Origin of the sequence: Aquibacillus halophilus (assembly GCF_009649745.1) — a bacterium.
GTDB classification, from domain to species: domain Bacteria; phylum Bacillota; class Bacilli; order Bacillales; family Amphibacillaceae; genus Aquibacillus; species Aquibacillus halophilus.
The window spans coordinates 226,010-245,868 of sequence record NZ_WJNG01000002.1; the positions used below are offsets into that span (position 1 = coordinate 226,010).

Sequence of the window (19,859 nt, forward strand, 5' to 3'; positions counted from 1 at the left end):
TGTCAGTTACTTTTTTTATTAAGGCATAATGTAAGACAACCAGGTTTAGGATAATGTCTCATTTACTAAAGAACAAGTAAAGATTACGATGTAGTACTTGGGAACGAATACGACTATAGTACAACTAAAAATCTTAATAAAGTTCAAATGAATCGCATAATCCTGCGAAACCTTTTGAAAATAATTGAAAAAACATAGGGTATCTCTTTGATACCTTGACACTGAAAGAAGATTTACAAGTTGAGTCACTATATTTCTCTAACGCACTATGAAAAGAAGTAAGGTGTTTTTTTATCGGGATTTATCAAAAATATGCCTCCAAAACCTTTTCCGTAACCCTCGTCATATTTTTAGGTAAATCATTATGGTCAAAAAACTTTACCCGACTAATTTCATTATTGTCCACTTGAAAATCCCCTGAAATTTTAGCTTCAAAGAGTGCGATGATACTATAGACTTTATCCCCGTTTGGATATTCATGATAATATTCCTTGCCAGAAAAAACATCATAAATCTTTAAATGAACGACCTCAACAGCAAGCTCTTCCATAAGCTCGCGATTTATCGTTTCTTCAAAGGATTCGCCAGGCTCCATATACCCACCAGGGATTCCCCAATTTTCGGTATCTTTTCTATACTCAAACAAAATTTGTTCATCTGAGTTATTGATGATTGCACCAGCAGAATTTAAAATTAGCGGATAGTTTCCTACTTTATCTCTTATTTTTTCTATGTATCCGATATTGAACACTCCAGTTTTTAGATTAGTATTCCCGAATCACTGGGGATTTACTAAGAATAGTGTTTCTTTTTCTGCCTGTATAGGATGGAAACAAAAGAACCGTCCCTGTGTTTCTTCTCATTGATATCAATTTGATAGATGTCGGAAGGTAAATGGATAATAATGGATGTGAATACTCTATGAAAATATAAGGAGTTGTAGATATCAACCCTACAACCCCTTAATGCTTATTGAAGTAACCACCAGTTTACTTAATAAAAAGTCAATTAAAATCACAAGATGACTAGATTAAATAGAAGAATCTGTATTTACTATAGTAGAAACAGTTCTAGTTGGTAAGTGCCATCCAAACCTATGAGATATAACACGTAATAGTAAGATAATACTAAAAAGGGTGTAGAGTTGATAGGGTTCCTCAGCCCATCCAATTCCGATGATGAAACCAGCAATAATAGCCCATAAAAGATATATCTCTTGGCAAAAGACACTTGGCTTTTTTTGTGCCAATACATCACGAATGATTCCTCCACCTGCACCAGTTATTGCTGCTGAAAACATAACTGCTAGAAAAGGTAGATGAATAGAATGTGCATACATAGCTCCTTGAATTGCAAATGCAGACAAGCCAATTGCATCAAATACATTCCATTCTCTAATGATAGAAATTGCTTTTTGTGGTATTAGGAATAAAACGGTAATGGTAATAATTGCTATAACAAAAAGTGTTGTTTGTTGCCATAATTCTATTATAGGGATCCCGATAAATAAGTTTCTAACAGCCCCGCCACCAAACGCAGTGATCATTCCTAAAATATAAATGCCCATAATATCATATTTCACTTCCATAGCAATGATGGCACCACTGGCGGCAAAGGCAATAGTACCGATGACATTTAATACATCCCAAACCATAAAACCTCTCTCTCCTAACATTAATTGAATTTGAAAAAATCACTTTCTCTGTCATTTGAACCTGAGAGTTTTCATCTAATGTTAGAAATTTTCCCCTTTGGTGGCGTACAGCGCTTTCCAGAGAATTATATCCTGTAACGGTCCTTTTACCTGAGAGATTCATCATTCTTCAATGATTTGCCCCTTCGGTGACGTATCGATACGTTCTCTCCCGTAACATTCTTATATGTATTCAGTTTTTATAATAACTAATAATACAGTAGAAGACGATCGCTTGTCTCGTCAAGCATGTTATAAAGTGGGTGATAATGAATAGATACATTATTGAAATAATCTGTTTTAGGTTATTCTAGTAAATTCAACGTGGTACAGGTTGAGACAGGGAAGGTGTTGGAAAAGGAAAAAGTATTGAGGTCAACTAGTAGAGTTGTTTATATGGGGTAGTGGTTGAACCAAACGAATAATTGAGGGAGAGAGTAATTTCTAGCTAGCCAGTAGCAATTCTCCTTACTTGTTGGTAGTATCATAGTCCCTTAATTAAAATTTTGTATTATTGAATTGCGGTAAAGATCTTTAGTCTGATGAACTTAGTTTAAGCTAAGTTCATTTTTTGTTCTAAGGAAACTTTGTGATAGATTGTTGCTTTAAAATTTCTGAAAATAGGGATAAAATAATAAATCTTATTATTAAATTTTGAAGATGCTTTTTGAATGTTTGAAAAGCCAATTGGGCTGAAACAGAAAAAAAGTTAGTCTGACATTAGCAATTTCTTCAGTAAAGAATTAGTAATTAATATAATTAAATTTGAAAATTCTGATTTTTTAATTGACACAAAAAAAACTCAGCCTTATAATGAAAATGCAACCAGTAACACGTGTTATTAGTTGTAACATATGTTACGCGATAATTCTAATTAGTTGATAAGTTTGAAATAGTAGTAATTCAACATGGAAAAGGGGAATGATGATGTCTATCTATCAAAAGCTGTTAGAAAGAGAGAAAGAATCACAGCCAATAAGAGTTGGGATAATAGGTGCAGGTCAAATGGGCTTTGGATTAATATCCCAGATTACAAGAATTCCAGGTATGTCTGTAACAGGCATTTGTGATGTGGATGAAGCTAACGCAAAAAGAGCAAGAGATTATTATCAGTCCCAAGAACGGAGAAAAGTCACTACTATTACATCCACTGACTATCGTGAAGTCATTCAATCTCCACATGTAGAGGTAATAGTGGATGCAACGGGTGTACCTGAGGTTGGTGCAAATATTTCGTTAGAAGCACTGCGATCTAAGAAACATATAGTTTTACTTAATGTTGAGGTTGATATAACAATTGGTTCTGCAATGAATCAATTGTTTACATCGGCGGGGTTAGTGTACTCAGGCTCTGCTGGGGATGAACCTGCTGCTATAGTGGAACTTTATGAATTTTCTAAGACAATGGGGATGGAAGTGGTTGTTGCGGGTAAAGGCAAGAATAATCCCCTTATACCAAATTCAAATCCCGACACTTGTGCACTGGAGGCGAAAAAGAAAAATATGAGCCCCCACATGCTTACTGCTTTCCAAGATGGAACAAAAACGATGGCAGAAATGAATCTCTTGAGCAATGCTATCGGTTTAATTCCTGATAAAGTAGGGATGCACGGAGTAACCGCAAACTTAGATAATGTTGCTGATAAGCTGAACCTAAAAGAAAATGGTGGAGTTTTAGATAAGTTAGGTGTAGTTGAATATGTCGACGGATTGGCGCCTGGTGTGTTTGTTATTGTTAAGAGTGAATTGGAACCAGTGAATGAGGAGATTCGTTATCTTCTTAAGGTAGATGATAATCATGGAGCACATTACACGTTATACAGACCTTACCATCTTGCTAGTCTTGAAACACCAGTAACTATTGCCAAAGCTGTTCTTGAACATGATACTTCCATCCACCCACTTGGAGCCCCTATTTCTGAAACTGTTACAGTTGCGAAAAAGGATATAAAAGCTGGTGAAACTCTTGACGGCATTGGTGGTTATTGTATTCGTGGTGTACTGGAAACGCATAAGGATATGAAAAATAATGGTCACATTCCAATTGGACTTATCAGTGGTGACGTTGTTGCAAAAAAGGATATTAAAGAAGGTCAATTTTTAACTGAAGATGATGTTGAGTTAGACCCATCAACGACTGTTTGGAAACTAAGAAAACTACAAGATCAATTGTTTCCTGTTCCTGTGTAAGGGTTTTATGGAACCTTCCTATGTTATCTTAACTATTATAAGTTAATTTATAGTATATTGACTATATATTACAAAAGATAGGATGGTTCCAATGGCTTATTTAGAAGACAAAAGATTACTAGTAAAAGTAGCTCATATGTATTATGAAAAAGGAGAAAAACAATCTGAAATCGCAGAGACTATTGGAGTAAGTAGGTCTTTGATTTCTAAATATCTTACAAAAGCAAAAGAACTGGGTATTGTGGAAATAATTATTCATGATGCAGATACTCATCCTCTAATGCCACTAGAGTTACTGGTCGAACAAAAGTACAATCTTAGAGAAGTGATTTGTGTTCCAAGTATTGAAGAGGAAGATTCAAAAGGTCGGTTAGGTCTGGCTGCAAGTAAGTACCTATTGAGAATGATAAAAGGCAACGAGACAATTGGTGTTTCTTCTGGTACAACTTTATATCAGTTTGCAGAATCAATGAACACCGCCCAACCATATAAAAATTTAAAATTCGTTCCACTTGTTGGTGGTGTGGGGGACGAAAGAGTTGATATTCATGCCAATCATATTGTTGCAAAATCAGCTGAAAGTTTAGGGGCTCAATATCATCTTTTACATGTACCGGTGATGGTGGACTCAAAGGAAGCAAAGGAAATTATTATTAATCAGTCATCTATTAAAAATATTTTTCAGATGGGAAGTCAAGCGGACATTGCTGTAGTAGGTATTGGTGGTACACCAAAACACTCTACAATGGTCAAGTCTTACTTAAGCCAAGGAAATCAAGTAGAGTTCGACGATTCAGATGTTGTAGGCGACATCTGCTACAACTTTATCGATAAAGATGGAAATGCATCAAAAAATTATTGGAATGAAAAAGTTGTTTCTTTGGATTTAAATAAACTCAAGAAAATTCCGTTAGTTATTGGTGTTGCAAGTGGTAAGGAAAAAATTGAGGCCATAAAAGCTGCACTTCACGGTAAGCTCGTTCATGTTCTAATTACTGATGAGATAACTGCAGAAGGTCTGGTACAGATTTAATGAAATTTTCTTTCTTAAAATCATGTGATACTAGCAATCCGCTAGTTCAAATATTTTTCAAACTTAATAGACTTAAAACCATCTAAAGGAGGGGGTTGATTTGTGGGGAGCCTTCATAGCAATATTCGCAGGGATATGGTTATTACAAATTTTTCTAACACAGGTTCAACTAAAACATTATCGAGATACGATTAAATTAATGAGTAAAAGAGCTTCTGGTTATCTGGGAGCGGGGGTAGAGAAACGTAAACTAGGGGTAGGAAAAGTAGTCATTATTGTTTGTGATGAAGATGGTGTTATAGTAGATAGTCAATTGATGAGTGGGGTAACCGTATTTGTACGATTTAAAACCTTCCATGAAATCATAGGAAATTCAATTTATCAAATAGAAAATAACAAAGAACTAGAAGATTTACGTGTACCAATATCTATGGCTATCACAAATATTAAGGCTCAAATGAACAAAATATAATATAAGGTAAGGGGGAAGTTTAATGGATTTTTTAGTTAAGTTAGCAGAAGGTTTTATAGGAATGTTCCAAGAAGGTGGGAATACCTTCATGGGGCTGTTCACCGGAATTATTCCAACCTTGATTGTGTTAATTACATTTGTAAACGCTATCATTCGTTTGGTTGGTGAAGAAAGAATTCATAGACTTGCAGAGAAGAGCACTAAGTATTTTGTTTTAAGGTACACACTGTTTCCGGTATTGGCCGTATTCTTCCTGACAAACCCAATGGCTTATACATTTGGTAAGTTTCTTCCAGAAAAGCAAAAGCCTGCATTTTACGATTCAGCAGTATCTTTCGTTCATCCAATTACTGGATTGTTCCCGCATGCAAACCCTGCAGAGCTGTTTGTCTATATGGGGATCGCGGCGGGAATTACCGAATTAGGTTTATCATTAGGACCATTAGCAATTCGGTTCTTTATCGTCGGTGTAATAGTTATCTTAATCCGTGGCATGGTAACTGAGTTTATTACTGCTCGTATGATGCAAAGACGAGATCAAGAAAAGCAAGAGCAAGGTGTGGCATAAAAATATTAAAGCCAAAGGAGGAGAATTAAATGAGTGAATACCAAGCTGTTAAAGTTTCAAAGGGTTCAAATGGCTGGGGAGGACCTTTAGTAATAAAACCTACTGACAAAAAGAAATACATCGTCTCTGTCACGGGAGGTGGAATCGATCCGGTTGCAGAAAAAATAGCAGAAATGACCGGAGGTATTGCTGTAGATGGATTTACGAGGAAAGTAGAGAATGATGAAATGGCATGTGTTGTTATCGACTGTGGTGGTACAGCAAGATGTGGAGTCTATCCCAAATTAGGTATCTTGACCATTAATTTAACAGCTACACCTCCATCAGGACCATTAATGCAATTCATCAAAGAGGATAATTTTGTTTCTGGTGTAAAATTAAAAAATATTGAATCTGATGATGGTTCTGGACTCGAAATGGATTCCTCTTCAACTACTATTAAAAAGTCTGCTCAACAGTTAAAAGAGGAAGCAAAGAAAAAAGTAGCATACACTAATACTCAGAAAAAGAAAGTGCCACTCCTTGAAAAAATAGGTCGAGCGATGGGTGGAGTTGTTAACGTATTTTATCAGGCTGGTAGGGAAACAGTTGAACAGGTAATAAAAAATATTCTTCCATTCATGGCTTTTGTTAGTACATTGATAGGTATCATTACTTATACCGGAATTGGAGACTTTATCGCTAATGTTATTTCACCTTTAGCTGGAAACATCGTTGGTTTGCTTATATTATCGGTTATTTGTGCAATACCAATTCTTTCTCCAGTACTTGGACCAGGTGCAGTAATAGCTCAAGTCGTTGGGGTGTTAATTGGGGTAGAAATTGGACGTGGAAATATACCACCTCAACTTGCTTTACCAGCTTTATTCGCAATCAACCCTCAGGTTGGGTGCGACTTTGTTCCTGTTGGTTTAACGCTTGGAGAAGCTGAACCAGATACAATTGAAGTTGGGGTCCCAGCTGTATTGATTTCTCGTCAGTTTACAGGACCAATAGCTGTTCTTATTGCATATGTATTTAGCTTTGGTCTATATTCTTAATATATAAAAAACAGCTTTTTAGGGGGACAACACCATGAATACCATTTATAGTTCAGTAATTAAAGACCTAGGTAATGATGTGGGAGAAATTTTACAAGCAGATGTGTTAATTATCTTTAATGATACGGTACCTAATGAGCTGAAAAGTGTAGCAGCTATTCATGAACAAGGTGAGTGGCATGGTGAAGTGGAAATTGGAGATGACTTAATCATTGGAGATATCGTGTATCGAGTAACGTTTGTAGGTGAAAAGGCAAACGAAACCCTACACAAGCTAGGGCATTGCACTATTAAGTTTGGTCATGAGGGACCTGATTTACCTGGTACAATTTGTGTGGGATGTAATGAAACACCACAGCTTGAGAAGGGTCAATCAATTAAGTTTGTAAGAAATTTATATTAAAAAAACAACGTTTGCTTGTAGTTACAAGCAAACGTTGTTTTTTTAACGGATAACTGGATGAACGATTATTTACATTAGATACGGTTGAATGTTGAATAAACTTAGGGAACTTTAATGAATATAGAGGTTTAATTAGAAGCAGGAACCTAAAATGTAACAATAGGCTTCAACTTTTTAAACATTTTCTCTTAATAATTCTATCGCGGTTTGTTCATCAATTATAAGTACATTAATGTAATCTCCCTTTAATGCAGCCAGTACACATTCAGCTTTATGTGAACCTGCCACTACTGTAATGACTTTCTTAATTTGCTTTATTTGTTCTAAGGAAATGCCAATGATGTTTTTATTAAATGTATTGACAGGCTCACCAACTCGATTGAAGAAGCGGAAGCCCATATCACCAACTACTCCCATTTTACGAAGTTCTTCTAAATCATCTTCTTGAAGATAGCCTAGTTCCGCTAGTGTAGAATCTTTATATGGATTACCTATCCCTATTAAGGCAATATCGACTTGTTCACCTTCATGTAGAACTTCATTAATATCCTCCATCACCATTAGACGTTCCCTAAGTTCCTCTGTTTCTACCGTCGCTGGTGCATATAGATATGAACAAGAACCCCCCATTTTCTTGGCCAGCTCATAGGCCAACTGATTTGAATGTATTTCTACTCTTTTTCTTCCCATTCCACCTTCTAATGGAATAACTTTTATCCCTTCTCGTAGTTCGAAAGGATATTCTCTAACAAGAGTAGCCAAAGTGGATCCCCAAGAAACACCGAGACTATTAACACTTTTTAGATTTTTGGATAAGTAATAGGCGCCTGCTTGTCCAACGGATTGTTGAACAATATCTGGAGTTTGTCCAGAGATAGGAACAACGACAGCATCCTCTAATCCGAACTTCCTTTCTAATTGTTGTTCTAGCTCAACTGTATGAACAGTTTCATCTTTTATAAACACTTCAATAATCCCGTTTTCTTTTGCTTTTTGTAAAGACTTAGAAATAACTGGTCTTGATACCCCAAACTTTTTTGCAATTTGTTCCTGTGTCCAACCATCATTGTAGTAGAGGTTAGCTATTTTAACTAACTGTCGTCTTTCTTCCCAATTTAACATATAAAACTTCCCTTCATTTTCAAATCATGATGTGATGTGAATTTTATAATGCTTTATTTGTTCCTTTAGATTACATTAGTAATTTAATAGGTCTCTATAGATATTAATATAATTAGTTGTTTTTGTCCATTTCACTTATATATTGTTGATAAATAAAGTGTTGTGGACGCTTGACGTAATGCTATAAATATTATATTGTATTTACAAAGGTAACGCATACGAACAAATGTAAATAGGAGGTTAAAAAATGATTAAAACTGTAAAACTACCCCCTCAAATTACGGAGGAGAAATTAGTAAATTTGTTTAAAGAAATGTGGTTAATTCGTTTTTTCGATGAAAAGGTTGATGAATTTTTTGCGAAAGGTATGATTCACGGTACAACGCACTTATGTGTTGGACAGGAAGCTTCTGCATCTGGTGCATGTGCAGTGTTAGAAGATAGAGATAAAATCACTAGTACACACCGTGGGCATGGTCATTGTATTGCTAAAGGTGCTGAAGTCAACAGGATGATGGCTGAGCTATTTGGAAGAACAACCGGTTATTGTAAAGGTAAGGGAGGTTCGATGCATATTGCGGATGTTGATAAAGGTAACCTAGGTGCTAATGGAATTGTTGGTGGTGGGATTCCACTTGCAGTTGGAGCAGGTTTAACTTCTAAAATGAAAGAAGAAGGCTATGTGGTTCTTTGTTTCTTTGGGGATGGTGCTTCGAACGAGGGTAGTTTCCATGAAGCTATTAACCTAGCATCAATTTGGGATTTACCAGTTGTGTTCATTTGCGAAAACAATCAATACGGAATGTCTGGACCAGTAAAAGAAATGGTTAATGTGGAAAATATTGCGGATCGTGCAGCTGCTTATGGAATACCAGGAAAAGTTGTAGATGGTAACGACATTATTGATGTAATGAATGAAGTTAACGAAGCTGTAGAACGTGCACGTAATGGTAAGGGTCCATCAATTATTGAAGCAAAGACATATCGCTGGAAGGGACATTCTAAGAGTGACGCTAAAAAATACCGTACAAGAGAAGAAGAAAAAGAGTGGAGAGAAAAAGATCCAATTGGACGATTACGTAAATTGTTAATAGATGAAGGGATTCTAACGGAAGAAAAAGCTGATCAATTAAAACAGGAAGCAAAGAAGGAAGTAGAAGATTCAGTTGAATTTGCAAAAAAAAGTCCAGAACCATCAATTGACACTCTTATGGAAGATATTTATGCATAAACCAGTAAGGGAGGAATAAAAAGATGAGAGAGATAACATATTTAGAAGCTGTAAGAGAAGCAATGAGTCAAGAAATGAGAGAAAATAAAGACGTATTCATACTCGGTGAAGATATAGGTGTGTATGGTGGTGCATTTGGTGTAACTCGTGGAATGATTGAAGAATTTGGAGAAGAGCGAGTACGAAATACACCAATTTCTGAATCTGCAATAGCTGGTACTGCTATTGGTGCAGCATTAACAGGCATGCGTCCAATATTAGAACTGCAATTCTCAGATTTTATAACGATTTCAATGGATCAAATCGTTAACCAAGCGGCAAAACTACGTTATATGTACGGCGGTAAAGGAAAAGTACCAATGGTCTTACGTACTCCTGCGGGTTCTGGCACAGGTGCAGCTGCTCAGCACTCTCAAAGTCTAGAAGCATGGATGACGCATATTCCAGGATTAAAAGTAGTTCAACCTTCTACAGCATATGATGCAAAGGGTCTTTTAAAAGCAGCGATGGATGATGACAATCCAGTTATTTTCTATGAGCATAAATTACTCTATAAAACAAAAGGTGATGTTCCTGAAAAGCAATATTCTATTCCATTAGGGAAAGCAGATGTTAAGCGTGAAGGTACAGATGTAACAATTGTCGCAACCGCTATCATGGTTCACAAAGCGCTAGAAGCTGCAGTCGAACTTGAAAAGGAAGGAATTAGTGTAGAAGTTGTTGACCCCCGTACTCTTGTACCATTAGACACAGAAACTATTATAGAATCTGTGAAAAAGACTAGTAGGTTAGTAGTTGTACACGAAGCGGTAAAACGTGGAGGATATGGTGGAGAAATTGCAAGTGTTATTGCGGAAAGTGACGCATTTGATTATTTAGATGCTCCTATCAAACGATTAGGTGGAAAGGCCGTTCCGATTCCTTATAACCCCAAATTAGAAAAAGCAGCAGTGCCTCAAGTGCCGGATATTATTGAAGCAGTAAAAGAAACATTAAACAAACGCATTGCTACACATGCATAGAGAAGGGGGAGAATTGGTTTGGCTAAAGAAGTATTCATGCCCAAATTGAGCAGTACGATGAAAGTTGGAACCTTACTTCAATGGTTTAAAGAAGAAGGAGACAGTGTTGAAATTGGCGACCCACTTTTTGAAATTATGACAGATAAAATCAATATCGAAGTTGAAGCTTATGAGGAGGGTGTCCTACTCAAACGTTATTTTTGGGAAGACGATGAAGTTTCGGTAAATCATGTGGTTGGTTTTATCGGAGAAGAAGGGGAAAATGTACCAGATTCTCCACCAGGTGAATCTGGAGCAGCTGATGAATCGGAGAAAGAAGCCAGCTCAACAAATGAAGTAGGAGAAGAACAAAGCCAGTCAACAGAAGCAGTCAGTGAAACAATAGAAAGAGAGTCAGGGGATAAGGTGCGTGCAACACCAGCAGCTAGAAAATTAGCTGACAAAGAAGGTATTAGTCTGTTTGATGTATCTGGCTCTGGCCCGAATGGCAGAATTCATTCAAAAGATGTGAGTGACTACTCACACTCATCGCCAAAAGCTACTCCGTTAGCGATAAAGGTTGCCAATAATAAAGGAGTCGATCTATCAACAGTGGCTGGTACTGGAGTTAATGGTAAAATATATCGCTCTGATATAGAAGAGAACGAGGTACCTCTTGAAACTGAGGTTGCCACTAGTGATCGAGTTAAACTTGATGGTATTGGAAAAGTGGTTGCAAAACGTATGGTGGAAAGTGCCTTTACTGCACCACATGTTACTATCACAAGTGAAATTGATATGACTGAAGTTATCACGATGCGTAAGCAGTTATTGGATAAAATCGAAAAGCAAGTTGGATATCGGTTATCCTATACTGAAATCATTATGAAGTCTGTAGCACACACACTTAAGAAGCACCCGATTGTTAATGCTTCGCTTCAAGGCGATGAAATTGTTAAGCATAAGGATGTTAATATTGGCCTTGCAGTAGCGGTTGGAAATGGGCTACTCGTACCAGTAGTTAAAAAAGTGGACCAAAAAGGCTTAGCAAATTTGACAGCAGAATGCAAGAAATTGGGTAGAGAGGCTAGAGATAACAAGTTAGAGCCTGCCTCCATGTCAGGTGGTACGTTTACGATTAGTAATCTAGGTATGTATGCCGTTGACACCTTTACACCAATTATTAACCAACCAGAATCCGCGATTTTAGGTGTAGGAAGAATCAATGAAAAGCCAATCGGTGTTAACGGAGAAATAGAACTTAGACCTATGATGACATTAAGTCTATCATTTGATCACCGTATTATTAACGGTGCACCAGCTGCAGCATTTTTAACTGATTTGAAATCGGTTCTTGAACAACCGTTTGAATTATTAGTCTGAGGGGTAGATAATCTTGAAAAAATATGAGGTAGTCGTAATAGGAGGCGGCCCGGGTGGTTATGTCGCTGCGATTAGAGCTGCAAAGCTAGGGAAAAAGGTAGCGTTGGTTGAAGCAGATTATCTTGGTGGTACGTGTTTAAACCGTGGGTGTATTCCTTCAAAAACATTACTTAGGCATGCTGAGGTTATTGAAAATATTGAAAAAGCAAAGGCTTGGGGGATTGAGACGGGACCAGTAACCTTCTCTTTATCAAAGATGTTAAAACGTAAGGACCAAGTAATTGAACAGTTGAGAACAGGGATTGGATTTTTGTTAAAAAAAGGAAAAATTGAAGTTTATGAAGGTTTTGGTGTAGTCCAACCTAACCATGAGATTACTGTTCAGTTGAAGGATAGAAAGGAAACCATTCAAGCAGAAAAAATTATTCTTGCAACTGGTTCCACTCCAGTCATACCAACAATTGAGGGCGTGAATGAAACTCCATACTTCACGAGTGATACCATATTTAATATAGAAAAAATTCCGGAATCTATAGTAATTATAGGTGGTGGTATAATTGGAGTTGAATTTGCTTGTATATTCTCTAGTTTAAACGTAGACGTTACAATCGTAGAGATGGCTGACCGAATCATTTTTACAGAGGATCTGGAAGCTTCTAAAGCACTTAAAAAATCATTAGAGATAAAAGGCGTAAAGTTTTTAACGAAAACAAAAGTTATGAAGCTTGGACAAACTGATGGTAATAAACAAGTTCACATTGAAAAATCAAATGGTAGTAGGGAAATAATTGATACTGAGATTATCCTATTATCTGTTGGTCGTAAGCCGAACCTTTCTGCAGCCAAAAATTTAAACTTGAAAAAAGATGGTCCATTTATAGAAATAAATAAAAAAATGCAAACGAGTGAACCATCAGTGTATGCGGTAGGAGACGTAATTGGTGGTTATCAACTAGCTCATGTTGCGAGTGCCGAAGGACTTGTAGCGGGAGCGAATGCTAGTGGTGAAAATGAAACAGTCAATTATAAAGTAATTCCTCGTTGTGTATATACAAACCCAGAGGTAGCAAGTGTTGGGTTAACGGAGGAAGAAGTGAAGGAGAAAGGTATCAAATATAAGGTAGTAAGAGTTGACCATAATAGTAATGGGAAAGCATTAACTTTTGATGAGAAAGAAGGCTTCGTTAAGATTATTGCAGGTAAAAAATATGGTGAAATTCTTGGTGTAACAATGGTTGGTCCCCATGTTACTGAGATGATTACAGAACCATCAGCATTTATTCATTTAGAAGGAACTATTGAAGAGCTTGCCAATATGATTCATCCCCATCCATCAGTATCTGAATCTCTATTTGAAGCCGCAGCAGTATGGTTGGGAAAAGGGATGCACTCTTAATTATTATTGAAAGGTTTTTGTTGAGCCCCTTCTACTTTTATGATGACTGTGTTGTACTGTATTAAATAGTGAAATCGACGATTCAATAGCTTCTTTAATGTTAGGGTGACGTAATAAACAAATATAAAAAATGGAAAATTAATATTTAAGTGGGATATTCTACATCTTTTTGTACTATAATAAATGTAAATAAATAGGCTGTGAGAGTAGGGGGAAGTTTAGTGAAACAAACATATCTAGAATCTGAGTTGTTTTGCATTCAGTGTTTGGACCATACTGTTCATAAAATAACATATGTCAATAATCAAATAACTAAGGTTGAATGTGAAGAATGTCACAACATACTCGAAATTAGAGTAGATATAATGAACGAATTATTCAAAGAATCTTATAATAGAGTTGCAACCAAACCCTCTAGAGTGACTAAAGAATATAGAGAGGATTTAAGTCATTTTCTGTTCAGTTTACCCATTCGTGTTATGACTAAACCGTACCGAGTTGCAAAAGATATTAAAGGAGCGCGAAAAATAATAAAAGATTATAAGCAGCAATAAAAAACAAAAACTAACACACATAATAAGCCTCATGATGTAATACTCCACCTCTCTCTTATCAGAAATGATTAAGTGAATTTTCCCACCTAACTTAAAACATTATTTGTTTCTTAATAAAAGACTACATCCGTTCAGGAAGTAGTCTTTTTATGCATTAGGCAACACATTAAACTACTGGGTGGAAATTTCTTGCACTTTTGAAATGGCAAAAGTTTAACACAAGTAGTGCATGTCCAAGTGGAATTGTGCGAAGTAAGGGAGCCCCCATAAATAGACGAGTTAAATCAAGTTGGCTTAGAGAATCAGACAATACTTATAGTTCTTCATAAAGCCACTAAAAAATGTGACGTCATATTAGGTCTGTTCAAAAACTAAGAGAAAATAAGTGTAATGAAGAGAAGTATATTTTTGGTTTAAGTATTGTTTAAATATGATTTAAAAGTAAGACAATTTTGAGTATAAAATTCTTAATTGAAAGCGGATACATAATTGGTGCGACAGTGGTAAAATGAAAAAGTAAGGAGGAGCTCCGAATGTATCTTGATAAGAGAAGTAAGAGTATTTTGGAAGACCTGATCAGTCATCCAAATATGTCTAGTAAAGAGATTGAGAGTAAAACTGGACTTACTAGAAGGCAAATTAAATATAGTGTAGAAAAAATAAATAATTGGCTAGAGGATAACAATTATCCTTTGATAAAGAGGCTGAAAAACGGGAAATTTATTATTCACCCAGCGTTAGCTGAATTACATGCTAATGACGAACTGCGGGTTGCAGAAAATTACATACCATCAGAAGAAGAAAGGGTTTTGTTAATTCTCTTTATACTTTTAGCTCAAAGTGATTTGTCCTTAATCCATTTTACACAAGCTCTTAAGGTTAGCAATGTAACAATATTAAGTGACATGAAACAAGCGCAACAACAGGTGAAGGGGTTTCATTTAGAAATAAACTATTCACGGGCTGAAGGATATCGATTGGTTGGTGAAGAGTGGAGTCAAAGAAACCTTTTGTATTACATTCTTCATGAGTTAAGTGTTAGGTATGGTGGACTTGCTTTGATTCAAGATTTTGCCACTCTAGATGAACAAGAACTCGATTTTATTTTTTTGCAGTTGGAAAAAATCGAGGAGTTCCTAGGAATCAAATTTACTGATGAAAAAATGCAACTGCTACCATATTGTATTGGAATTATCTTAGAACGAGTAAAGCGAGGAAACATTATCACTTTTGATTTTCAGATTCAATACAAAGAACTGTCGGATACAAGAGAATATGAAGCGACCGAACATCTTATAAAGAACGAAACGAGCTTGCCTGAGGTTGAAAGATTATATATTACGTTACAACTTTTATCTACAAATATATTCTCCGGTGAAGTACTATCTGAATATGGTTTAAAAGGTGCTTTGTTAGAAACACTTAATTTATTTGAAAAAAATGCATTTATAGAATTGAGAAATAAAGATTATTTAATGAAAAAGTTGATGTTGCATTTAAAGCCTGCTTATTATCGAATTAAATATAATCTGACTACTTTTCATGAAACAGCAGTTCGTTTAGATAAAGCATATATGGAGCTTGAACACATCGTTGGAATGTCTTTAAAGCCACTTGAAACGTATATAAATAGTAAAATCCCAACAAATGAAAGGTTATACATGACTTTATTTATTGGTGGACACTTAATTGAGACAAAACAAGTTCTTATTGAAAGAAAAAAAGCTGTTATTATTTGTCGAAACGGTGTTACCCTATCAAAATTATTAAGAGACTCATTGACCAAATTATTTCCGGAATTTTACTTCTATGAAACTATGTCTGTAAGAGAATTCAACGAGAAGAAACCAGATGATGTAGAAGTAGTTTTTTCTCCAGAACCAATAAAATCTAGTGTCAATCTCTTTATTGTTAATGGATTTCTAACTGAAAAAGATAAAATCCAATTAAGGCAAAGAGTAATGAAGTGGTTATATGGATTTAATAGTGAAACACTCGACATAGAACAATTGATAAGCATTATTGGAAAATCTGCTGATATTCATTCAAGTGAAAATTTAATATTAGGTATACAAGAATTTTTCAATCCAATAAAAAGCGAACCTTTTGAAGAAGAACCAAAGGATGAAAATCCAGATTTATATCAACTAATAAATGTAGATTCGATTCAAATGATTGATGCTGTACCGGATTGGAAAACTGGAATACGTTTCGCAGCAAAACCATTATTAGATAACCAATCAATTACAAAAGAATATGTAGATACAATGATTAATTCCCATGATTTTAATAACCCATATATGTTTTTAGGGAAATTAATGGCTATACCGCATGCGAGTCCAGAAAATGGTGTGAACAGACTTAGTATGAGTTTGCTAATTATAAAGAATGGTGTGTTATTTTCGAAAGAGTTAAACATCAACTTTATTGTTGTTATTGCACCTACAGATGCTACACAACATGTAAAAGCAATCTATCAGCTTAGTAAGTTGGCCGAAAATGATTTACTGTTACAGAAAATTTTGGATGCAAATAGTAACAGATCCATCGTGGAGACCCTTGAAGACTTACAATTAGTCAATCAGGATATAAAGAAGGAGGGCTCTTAATGATTATAGATGATGAATTAATTTTAATTAATCTTGTAGCTGAAACCAGAGATAGAGCTTTAAGTGTACTTGGTAACCGATTATTCGAGGAAGGTTATGTGACTGCGGATTTTGTTCGAAGTGTGATGGAAAGAGAAAAGGTTTACCCTACTGGATTACCAACAAGTCCATATGGATTAGCCATTCCTCATACGGATTCAGATAAAGTCATTAAGCCAAAGATTGCAATTGCTACATTAAAAGATCCAGTTAAATTTTTATCGATGAGCAACCTGGAAGAGGAAGTCGATGTGAAAATAATCTTCATGTTAGCTTTAAAAGATCCTCTTGAGCAACTTGAAGTTCTACAAAAATTGACTGGGATTTTTCAAGATAGTGATGCTGTAACAAGGATTGCCAATGTAGAAAGTTCTGAGGAATTCTATCAATTATTAGTTTCGTTGGATTCAATGTAGGTGGTTATGTTTTACCCATATAAAAAAACTAAGAGGAGGATTCGCAATGAGTGTATTACAGTGGTTTGTTGACTTAGGTGCAAGTGTTATGTTACCGATCATTATTTTCGTTTTTGCCTTGGTATTAGGTACAAAAGTAGGGAAGGCTTTTCGTGCTGGTTTAACGGTTGGTATTGGATTTATTGGAATCAATTTAGTTATTGGATTATTAGGAAATAGTTTAGGACCAGCCGCTCAAGCAATGGTAGAAAATTTTGGTGTGGAACTTAGTATCATTGACGTAGGATGGCCGGCTGCAGCCGCAATTTCCTATGGTACGGCTTTAGGAAGTTTAGCAATACCAATTGGTATTGGTTTAAACGTAGTATTGCTTGCATTTGGTCTCATGCGTACCCTTAATGTAGACATTTGGAACTATTGGCACGCTGCATTCACTGGTGCATTAGTGTATGCCCTAACTGGTAACTTTGCAATCGGTATTGCGACAATTGTGGTCCACTTAATGCTATTATTCTTGCTTGCTGATTTAATTCAAAAAGATATTGAAAAATTCTATGGGTTTAAGAATATTACGTTTCCCCATGGTACATCAGCACCATCGTATATAGTAGCTAAACCATTAAACTGGTTGTTTGATCGTATTCCAGGGTTTAACAAATTAGAGGCGAATCCCGATACAATCCAAAAACGTTTAGGTATATTAGGTGATTCAACTGTTATGGGTGTTATTATTGGTTTAATAATTGGTATTTTAGCTGGTTACGATATTAAAGGAGTATTAAACTTAGCAGTTCAAACAGGCGCAGTTTTGTTACTTCTTCCTCGTATGGTATCCTTGTTAATGGAAGGGCTTTCACCTATTTCTGAAGCCGCAGGTAACTTTGTTAAGAAACGTTTTCCAGGAAGAGATTTATATATTGGTATGGATAGTGCAATAGCGATAGGGCACCCTGCTGTATTATCAGCATCTTTATTACTTATACCAATAACATTATTCTTGGCAGTTTTTCTTCCTGGAAATAAAGTACTACCTTTTGCTGACTTAGCGACTATTCCGTTTATAATAGCCTTGATGGTACCTGTTTTTCGGGGTAATATTATTCGTACAATTATTGGTGGTTCCTTGTACATTGGTGTTGGTTTATATATTGCAACATGGGTTTCCCCGTTATTAACCAGTACGGCTGCGTCTGCAAACTTTGATATAGGCAATAATGCTAGTATTTCTGCATTAGTAGATGGTGCTGTTTGGACAACATTCATATTTGTATGGTTGCCTAAGATTTTCAGCTGGTATAGTATTGCGTTTATTGGAGTTGTCGTACTAGGATTAATGATTTATATAAATAAAATTAAAGTCAAAAAAGTAGTTGAAGAGTCTGACAAACAAAAGGCAATTTAATTTAATTTATAGGGGTGAGCAACATGAAGAAACTATTGATCATGTGTGGAACTGGAGTGGCAACTTCTACGGTTGTTACAGGGAGAGTAAAAGAATGGTTAGAAAAAGAGGGTTTAAAAGATAAGGTAACTCTTTATCAATCAAAAGTAGCTGATGAAATTAATAGAATTCAAGATTATGATATAGTAGTTTCTACTACCATTGTTCCAGACCATGTTAAAGAACACGTAATTGATGGGTTACCTTTATTAACTGGAATGGGTATCGATGAGATGTACGAAAAGATTAAGAGCAAAATTAAAAATTAATTTTGATAAGGCTATGTCGATATTTGGCATAAGCCTTTTTTTTATAAGTTTCACTCTTAATCCTAAATCTTGAAAAAGATACATTTTGGGATTAGTTTTATTTCCAACCTGAATGGAAAATCGATTTACATGGGTTAGTAAAATGTATCACTGATTAAATTATGATGTTCAATATCAGTCGGTATCCGCTTTAATATCGTAAGGTGGAGGCTGTTTAAGGGGCGTGTTGCACTAAGGGAACTTAAACATACAGGACGAAGATAACCCATGAAGCCGGAACAATTGCCGTTGCTCTTTATGTTGTTGATTGTTAATATGCAAGTGGCTTTCATATAAATCAAAGGGAAAAAACGCTAGATACATTATCGAGTCGAAAGCACTTAGATTTTGCATTAATCATGAAGGTTTGCTAAAGGGTATCAGATATATCAAACCTTAATTAACACTAAATTTTAAGGCAAGCATTTTTCAGACTTTGTCCGCAATAATTCAACGTGGTACAGGTTGAGACAGGGAAGGTGTTGGAAAAGGAAAAAGTATTGAGGTCAACTAGTAGAGTTGTTTATATGGGGTAGTGGTTGAACCAAACGAATAATTGAGGGAGAGAGTAATTTCTAGCTAGCCAGTAGCAATTCTCCTTACTTGTTGGTAGTTAAGAGACTGGGATATCTGGTGGTTCCTTACAAAGAGTCTACAAGAATAAACTAAGACTACCATTATGGTAGTCTGGTTTTTCAAAGCAGGAACAAGCGCCATGCCTGAAAGCCGTTTTAAATTCGATGATTATTTGTCAATCATTTAGTCCATCATTGAGTAAAGTGGAAGATTTAACCTTTTTGGGGCTTGATTGATTTTTGTCTAGCACCCAAGTTCCTCCAATCTTTTTACATTCAACAAGATCGTTGGCACAAAGGTTTTTGATATAGCCAGGTGATAAATCCCATAACACTGAAGCTTCTTCGACACCCATAATATCTTGTAATGGTCCCATCTCTAACC

19 protein-coding genes and 1 riboswitch are annotated in these 19,859 nt (G+C 35.7%); of the genes, 15 read left to right on the plus strand and 4 right to left on the minus strand.

Annotation, left to right across the window (positions count from 1 at the left end; genetic code table 11):
* Positions 1 to 304: 304 nt before the first annotated feature.
* Both GH741_RS02355 and GH741_RS02360 read right to left on the minus strand, forming a co-directional pair.
* Positions 305 to 751 (minus strand): NUDIX domain-containing protein, encoded by a 447-nt coding sequence (locus GH741_RS02355; RefSeq protein ID WP_153735167.1) that lies wholly within the window; start codon positions 749 to 751, stop codon positions 305 to 307.
* A 279-nt stretch (positions 752 to 1,030) separates the two neighbouring features.
* Positions 1,031 to 1,654, minus strand: coding sequence for a trimeric intracellular cation channel family protein (locus GH741_RS02360; RefSeq protein WP_153735168.1), 624 nt, complete (start codon positions 1,652 to 1,654; stop codon positions 1,031 to 1,033).
* A 128-nt stretch (positions 1,655 to 1,782) separates the two neighbouring features.
* Positions 1,783 to 1,878: riboswitch (glycine riboswitch) on the minus strand.
* A gap of 742 nt (positions 1,879 to 2,620) precedes the next feature.
* Between GH741_RS02360 and GH741_RS02365 the strand changes: the two genes are divergently transcribed.
* The 6 genes from GH741_RS02365 (at position 2,621) to GH741_RS02390 (ending at position 7,399) form a co-directional block, all read left to right on the plus strand.
* Positions 2,621 to 3,883 (plus strand): NAD(P)H-dependent oxidoreductase, encoded by a 1,263-nt coding sequence (locus tag GH741_RS02365; protein ID WP_153735169.1) that lies wholly within the window; start codon positions 2,621 to 2,623, stop codon positions 3,881 to 3,883.
* Positions 3,884 to 3,974: 91 nt separating this feature from the next.
* Positions 3,975 to 4,916: a sugar-binding transcriptional regulator gene (locus GH741_RS02370; RefSeq protein WP_153735170.1), complete on the plus strand. Its 942-nt coding sequence runs from the start codon at positions 3,975 to 3,977 to the stop codon at positions 4,914 to 4,916.
* A gap of 100 nt (positions 4,917 to 5,016) precedes the next feature.
* Positions 5,017 to 5,388 (plus strand): transcriptional regulator GutM, encoded by a 372-nt coding sequence (locus GH741_RS02375; RefSeq protein WP_153735171.1) that lies wholly within the window; start codon positions 5,017 to 5,019, stop codon positions 5,386 to 5,388.
* Positions 5,389 to 5,410: 22 nt separating this feature from the next.
* Entirely contained in the window at positions 5,411 to 5,956 is a 546-nt protein-coding gene (gene srlA / locus GH741_RS02380) for a PTS glucitol/sorbitol transporter subunit IIC (protein ID WP_153735172.1), read from the plus strand.
* A 29-nt stretch (positions 5,957 to 5,985) separates the two neighbouring features.
* Positions 5,986 to 6,996, plus strand: a complete 1,011-nt coding sequence (gene srlE, locus GH741_RS02385) for a PTS glucitol/sorbitol transporter subunit IIB (RefSeq protein WP_153735173.1) — start codon at positions 5,986 to 5,988, stop codon at positions 6,994 to 6,996.
* A gap of 34 nt (positions 6,997 to 7,030) precedes the next feature.
* The gene (locus GH741_RS02390) at positions 7,031 to 7,399 is read left to right on the plus strand and encodes a PTS glucitol/sorbitol transporter subunit IIA (protein ID WP_153735174.1); all 369 of its coding nucleotides are present in this window, start codon (positions 7,031 to 7,033) and stop codon (positions 7,397 to 7,399) included.
* A gap of 174 nt (positions 7,400 to 7,573) precedes the next feature.
* Here GH741_RS02390 and GH741_RS02395 read toward each other — a convergent pair whose 3' ends face one another.
* Complete coding sequence (locus tag GH741_RS02395; RefSeq protein ID WP_153735175.1) at positions 7,574 to 8,521, minus strand: sugar-binding transcriptional regulator; 948 nt, start codon at positions 8,519 to 8,521, stop codon at positions 7,574 to 7,576.
* Between the two features lie 247 nt (positions 8,522 to 8,768).
* On the opposite strand from GH741_RS02395, the gene GH741_RS02400 reads away from it, so the two are divergent.
* From GH741_RS02400 to GH741_RS02440, 9 genes are all read left to right on the plus strand, one after another.
* Positions 8,769 to 9,752 carry a thiamine pyrophosphate-dependent dehydrogenase E1 component subunit alpha gene (locus tag GH741_RS02400; RefSeq protein WP_153735176.1) on the plus strand — a complete coding sequence of 328 codons (984 nt, stop codon included), beginning with the start codon at positions 8,769 to 8,771 and terminating at the stop codon, positions 9,750 to 9,752.
* 23 nt (positions 9,753 to 9,775) lie between these two features.
* Entirely contained in the window at positions 9,776 to 10,774 is a 999-nt protein-coding gene (locus GH741_RS02405; RefSeq protein WP_153735177.1) for an alpha-ketoacid dehydrogenase subunit beta, read from the plus strand.
* Positions 10,775 to 10,792: 18 nt separating this feature from the next.
* Positions 10,793 to 12,136 (plus strand): dihydrolipoamide acetyltransferase family protein, encoded by a 1,344-nt coding sequence (locus GH741_RS02410; protein WP_153735178.1) that lies wholly within the window; start codon positions 10,793 to 10,795, stop codon positions 12,134 to 12,136.
* A gap of 10 nt (positions 12,137 to 12,146) precedes the next feature.
* The gene (gene lpdA / locus GH741_RS02415) at positions 12,147 to 13,532 is read left to right on the plus strand and encodes a dihydrolipoyl dehydrogenase (protein ID WP_338079236.1); all 1,386 of its coding nucleotides are present in this window, start codon (positions 12,147 to 12,149) and stop codon (positions 13,530 to 13,532) included.
* Between the two features lie 221 nt (positions 13,533 to 13,753).
* The gene (locus tag GH741_RS02420) at positions 13,754 to 14,086 is read left to right on the plus strand and encodes a bh protein (protein WP_338079204.1); all 333 of its coding nucleotides are present in this window, start codon (positions 13,754 to 13,756) and stop codon (positions 14,084 to 14,086) included.
* Positions 14,087 to 14,619: 533 nt separating this feature from the next.
* Positions 14,620 to 16,695, plus strand: coding sequence for a BglG family transcription antiterminator (locus GH741_RS02425; RefSeq protein WP_153735180.1), 2,076 nt, complete (start codon positions 14,620 to 14,622; stop codon positions 16,693 to 16,695).
* Positions 16,695 to 17,150 carry a PTS sugar transporter subunit IIA gene (locus GH741_RS02430; RefSeq protein ID WP_153735181.1) on the plus strand — a complete coding sequence of 152 codons (456 nt, stop codon included), beginning with the start codon at positions 16,695 to 16,697 and terminating at the stop codon, positions 17,148 to 17,150. Before GH741_RS02425 ends, GH741_RS02430 begins: the two co-directional genes overlap by 1 nt.
* Before the next feature lie 46 nt (positions 17,151 to 17,196).
* Positions 17,197 to 18,552, plus strand: a complete 1,356-nt coding sequence (locus tag GH741_RS02435; protein WP_153735182.1) for a PTS galactitol transporter subunit IIC — start codon at positions 17,197 to 17,199, stop codon at positions 18,550 to 18,552.
* Positions 18,553 to 18,575: 23 nt separating this feature from the next.
* A complete protein-coding gene (locus GH741_RS02440) occupies positions 18,576 to 18,860 on the plus strand; it encodes a PTS sugar transporter subunit IIB (protein ID WP_153735183.1) in 285 nt (94 codons plus the stop codon).
* A 790-nt stretch (positions 18,861 to 19,650) separates the two neighbouring features.
* Here GH741_RS02440 and GH741_RS02445 read toward each other — a convergent pair.
* Positions 19,651 to 19,851, minus strand: coding sequence for a helix-turn-helix domain-containing protein (locus GH741_RS02445; RefSeq protein ID WP_153735184.1), 201 nt, complete (start codon positions 19,849 to 19,851; stop codon positions 19,651 to 19,653).
* Between the last annotated feature and the right edge of the window lie 8 nt (positions 19,852 to 19,859).

Coding starts and splice junctions, on each gene's coding strand:
- GH741_RS02360 (WP_153735168.1), bottom strand. CDS start 1,654: ATGGTTTGGGATGTATTAAATGTCATCGGTACTATTGCCTTTGCCGCC.
- GH741_RS02365 (WP_153735169.1), top strand. CDS start 2,621: ATGTCTATCTATCAAAAGCTGTTAGAAAGAGAGAAAGAATCACAGCCA.
- GH741_RS02370 (WP_153735170.1), top strand. CDS start 3,975: ATGGCTTATTTAGAAGACAAAAGATTACTAGTAAAAGTAGCTCATATG.
- srlA (WP_153735172.1), top strand. CDS start 5,411: ATGGATTTTTTAGTTAAGTTAGCAGAAGGTTTTATAGGAATGTTCCAA.
- srlE (WP_153735173.1), top strand. CDS start 5,986: ATGAGTGAATACCAAGCTGTTAAAGTTTCAAAGGGTTCAAATGGCTGG.
- GH741_RS02390 (WP_153735174.1), top strand. CDS start 7,031: ATGAATACCATTTATAGTTCAGTAATTAAAGACCTAGGTAATGATGTG.
- GH741_RS02395 (WP_153735175.1), bottom strand. CDS start 8,521: ATGTTAAATTGGGAAGAAAGACGACAGTTAGTTAAAATAGCTAACCTC.
- GH741_RS02400 (WP_153735176.1), top strand. CDS start 8,769: ATGATTAAAACTGTAAAACTACCCCCTCAAATTACGGAGGAGAAATTA.
- GH741_RS02405 (WP_153735177.1), top strand. CDS start 9,776: ATGAGAGAGATAACATATTTAGAAGCTGTAAGAGAAGCAATGAGTCAA.
- GH741_RS02425 (WP_153735180.1), top strand. CDS start 14,620: ATGTATCTTGATAAGAGAAGTAAGAGTATTTTGGAAGACCTGATCAGT.
- GH741_RS02430 (WP_153735181.1), top strand. CDS start 16,695: ATGATTATAGATGATGAATTAATTTTAATTAATCTTGTAGCTGAAACC.
- GH741_RS02435 (WP_153735182.1), top strand. CDS start 17,197: ATGAGTGTATTACAGTGGTTTGTTGACTTAGGTGCAAGTGTTATGTTA.
- GH741_RS02440 (WP_153735183.1), top strand. CDS start 18,576: ATGAAGAAACTATTGATCATGTGTGGAACTGGAGTGGCAACTTCTACG.
- GH741_RS02445 (WP_153735184.1), bottom strand. CDS start 19,851: ATGGGACCATTACAAGATATTATGGGTGTCGAAGAAGCTTCAGTGTTA.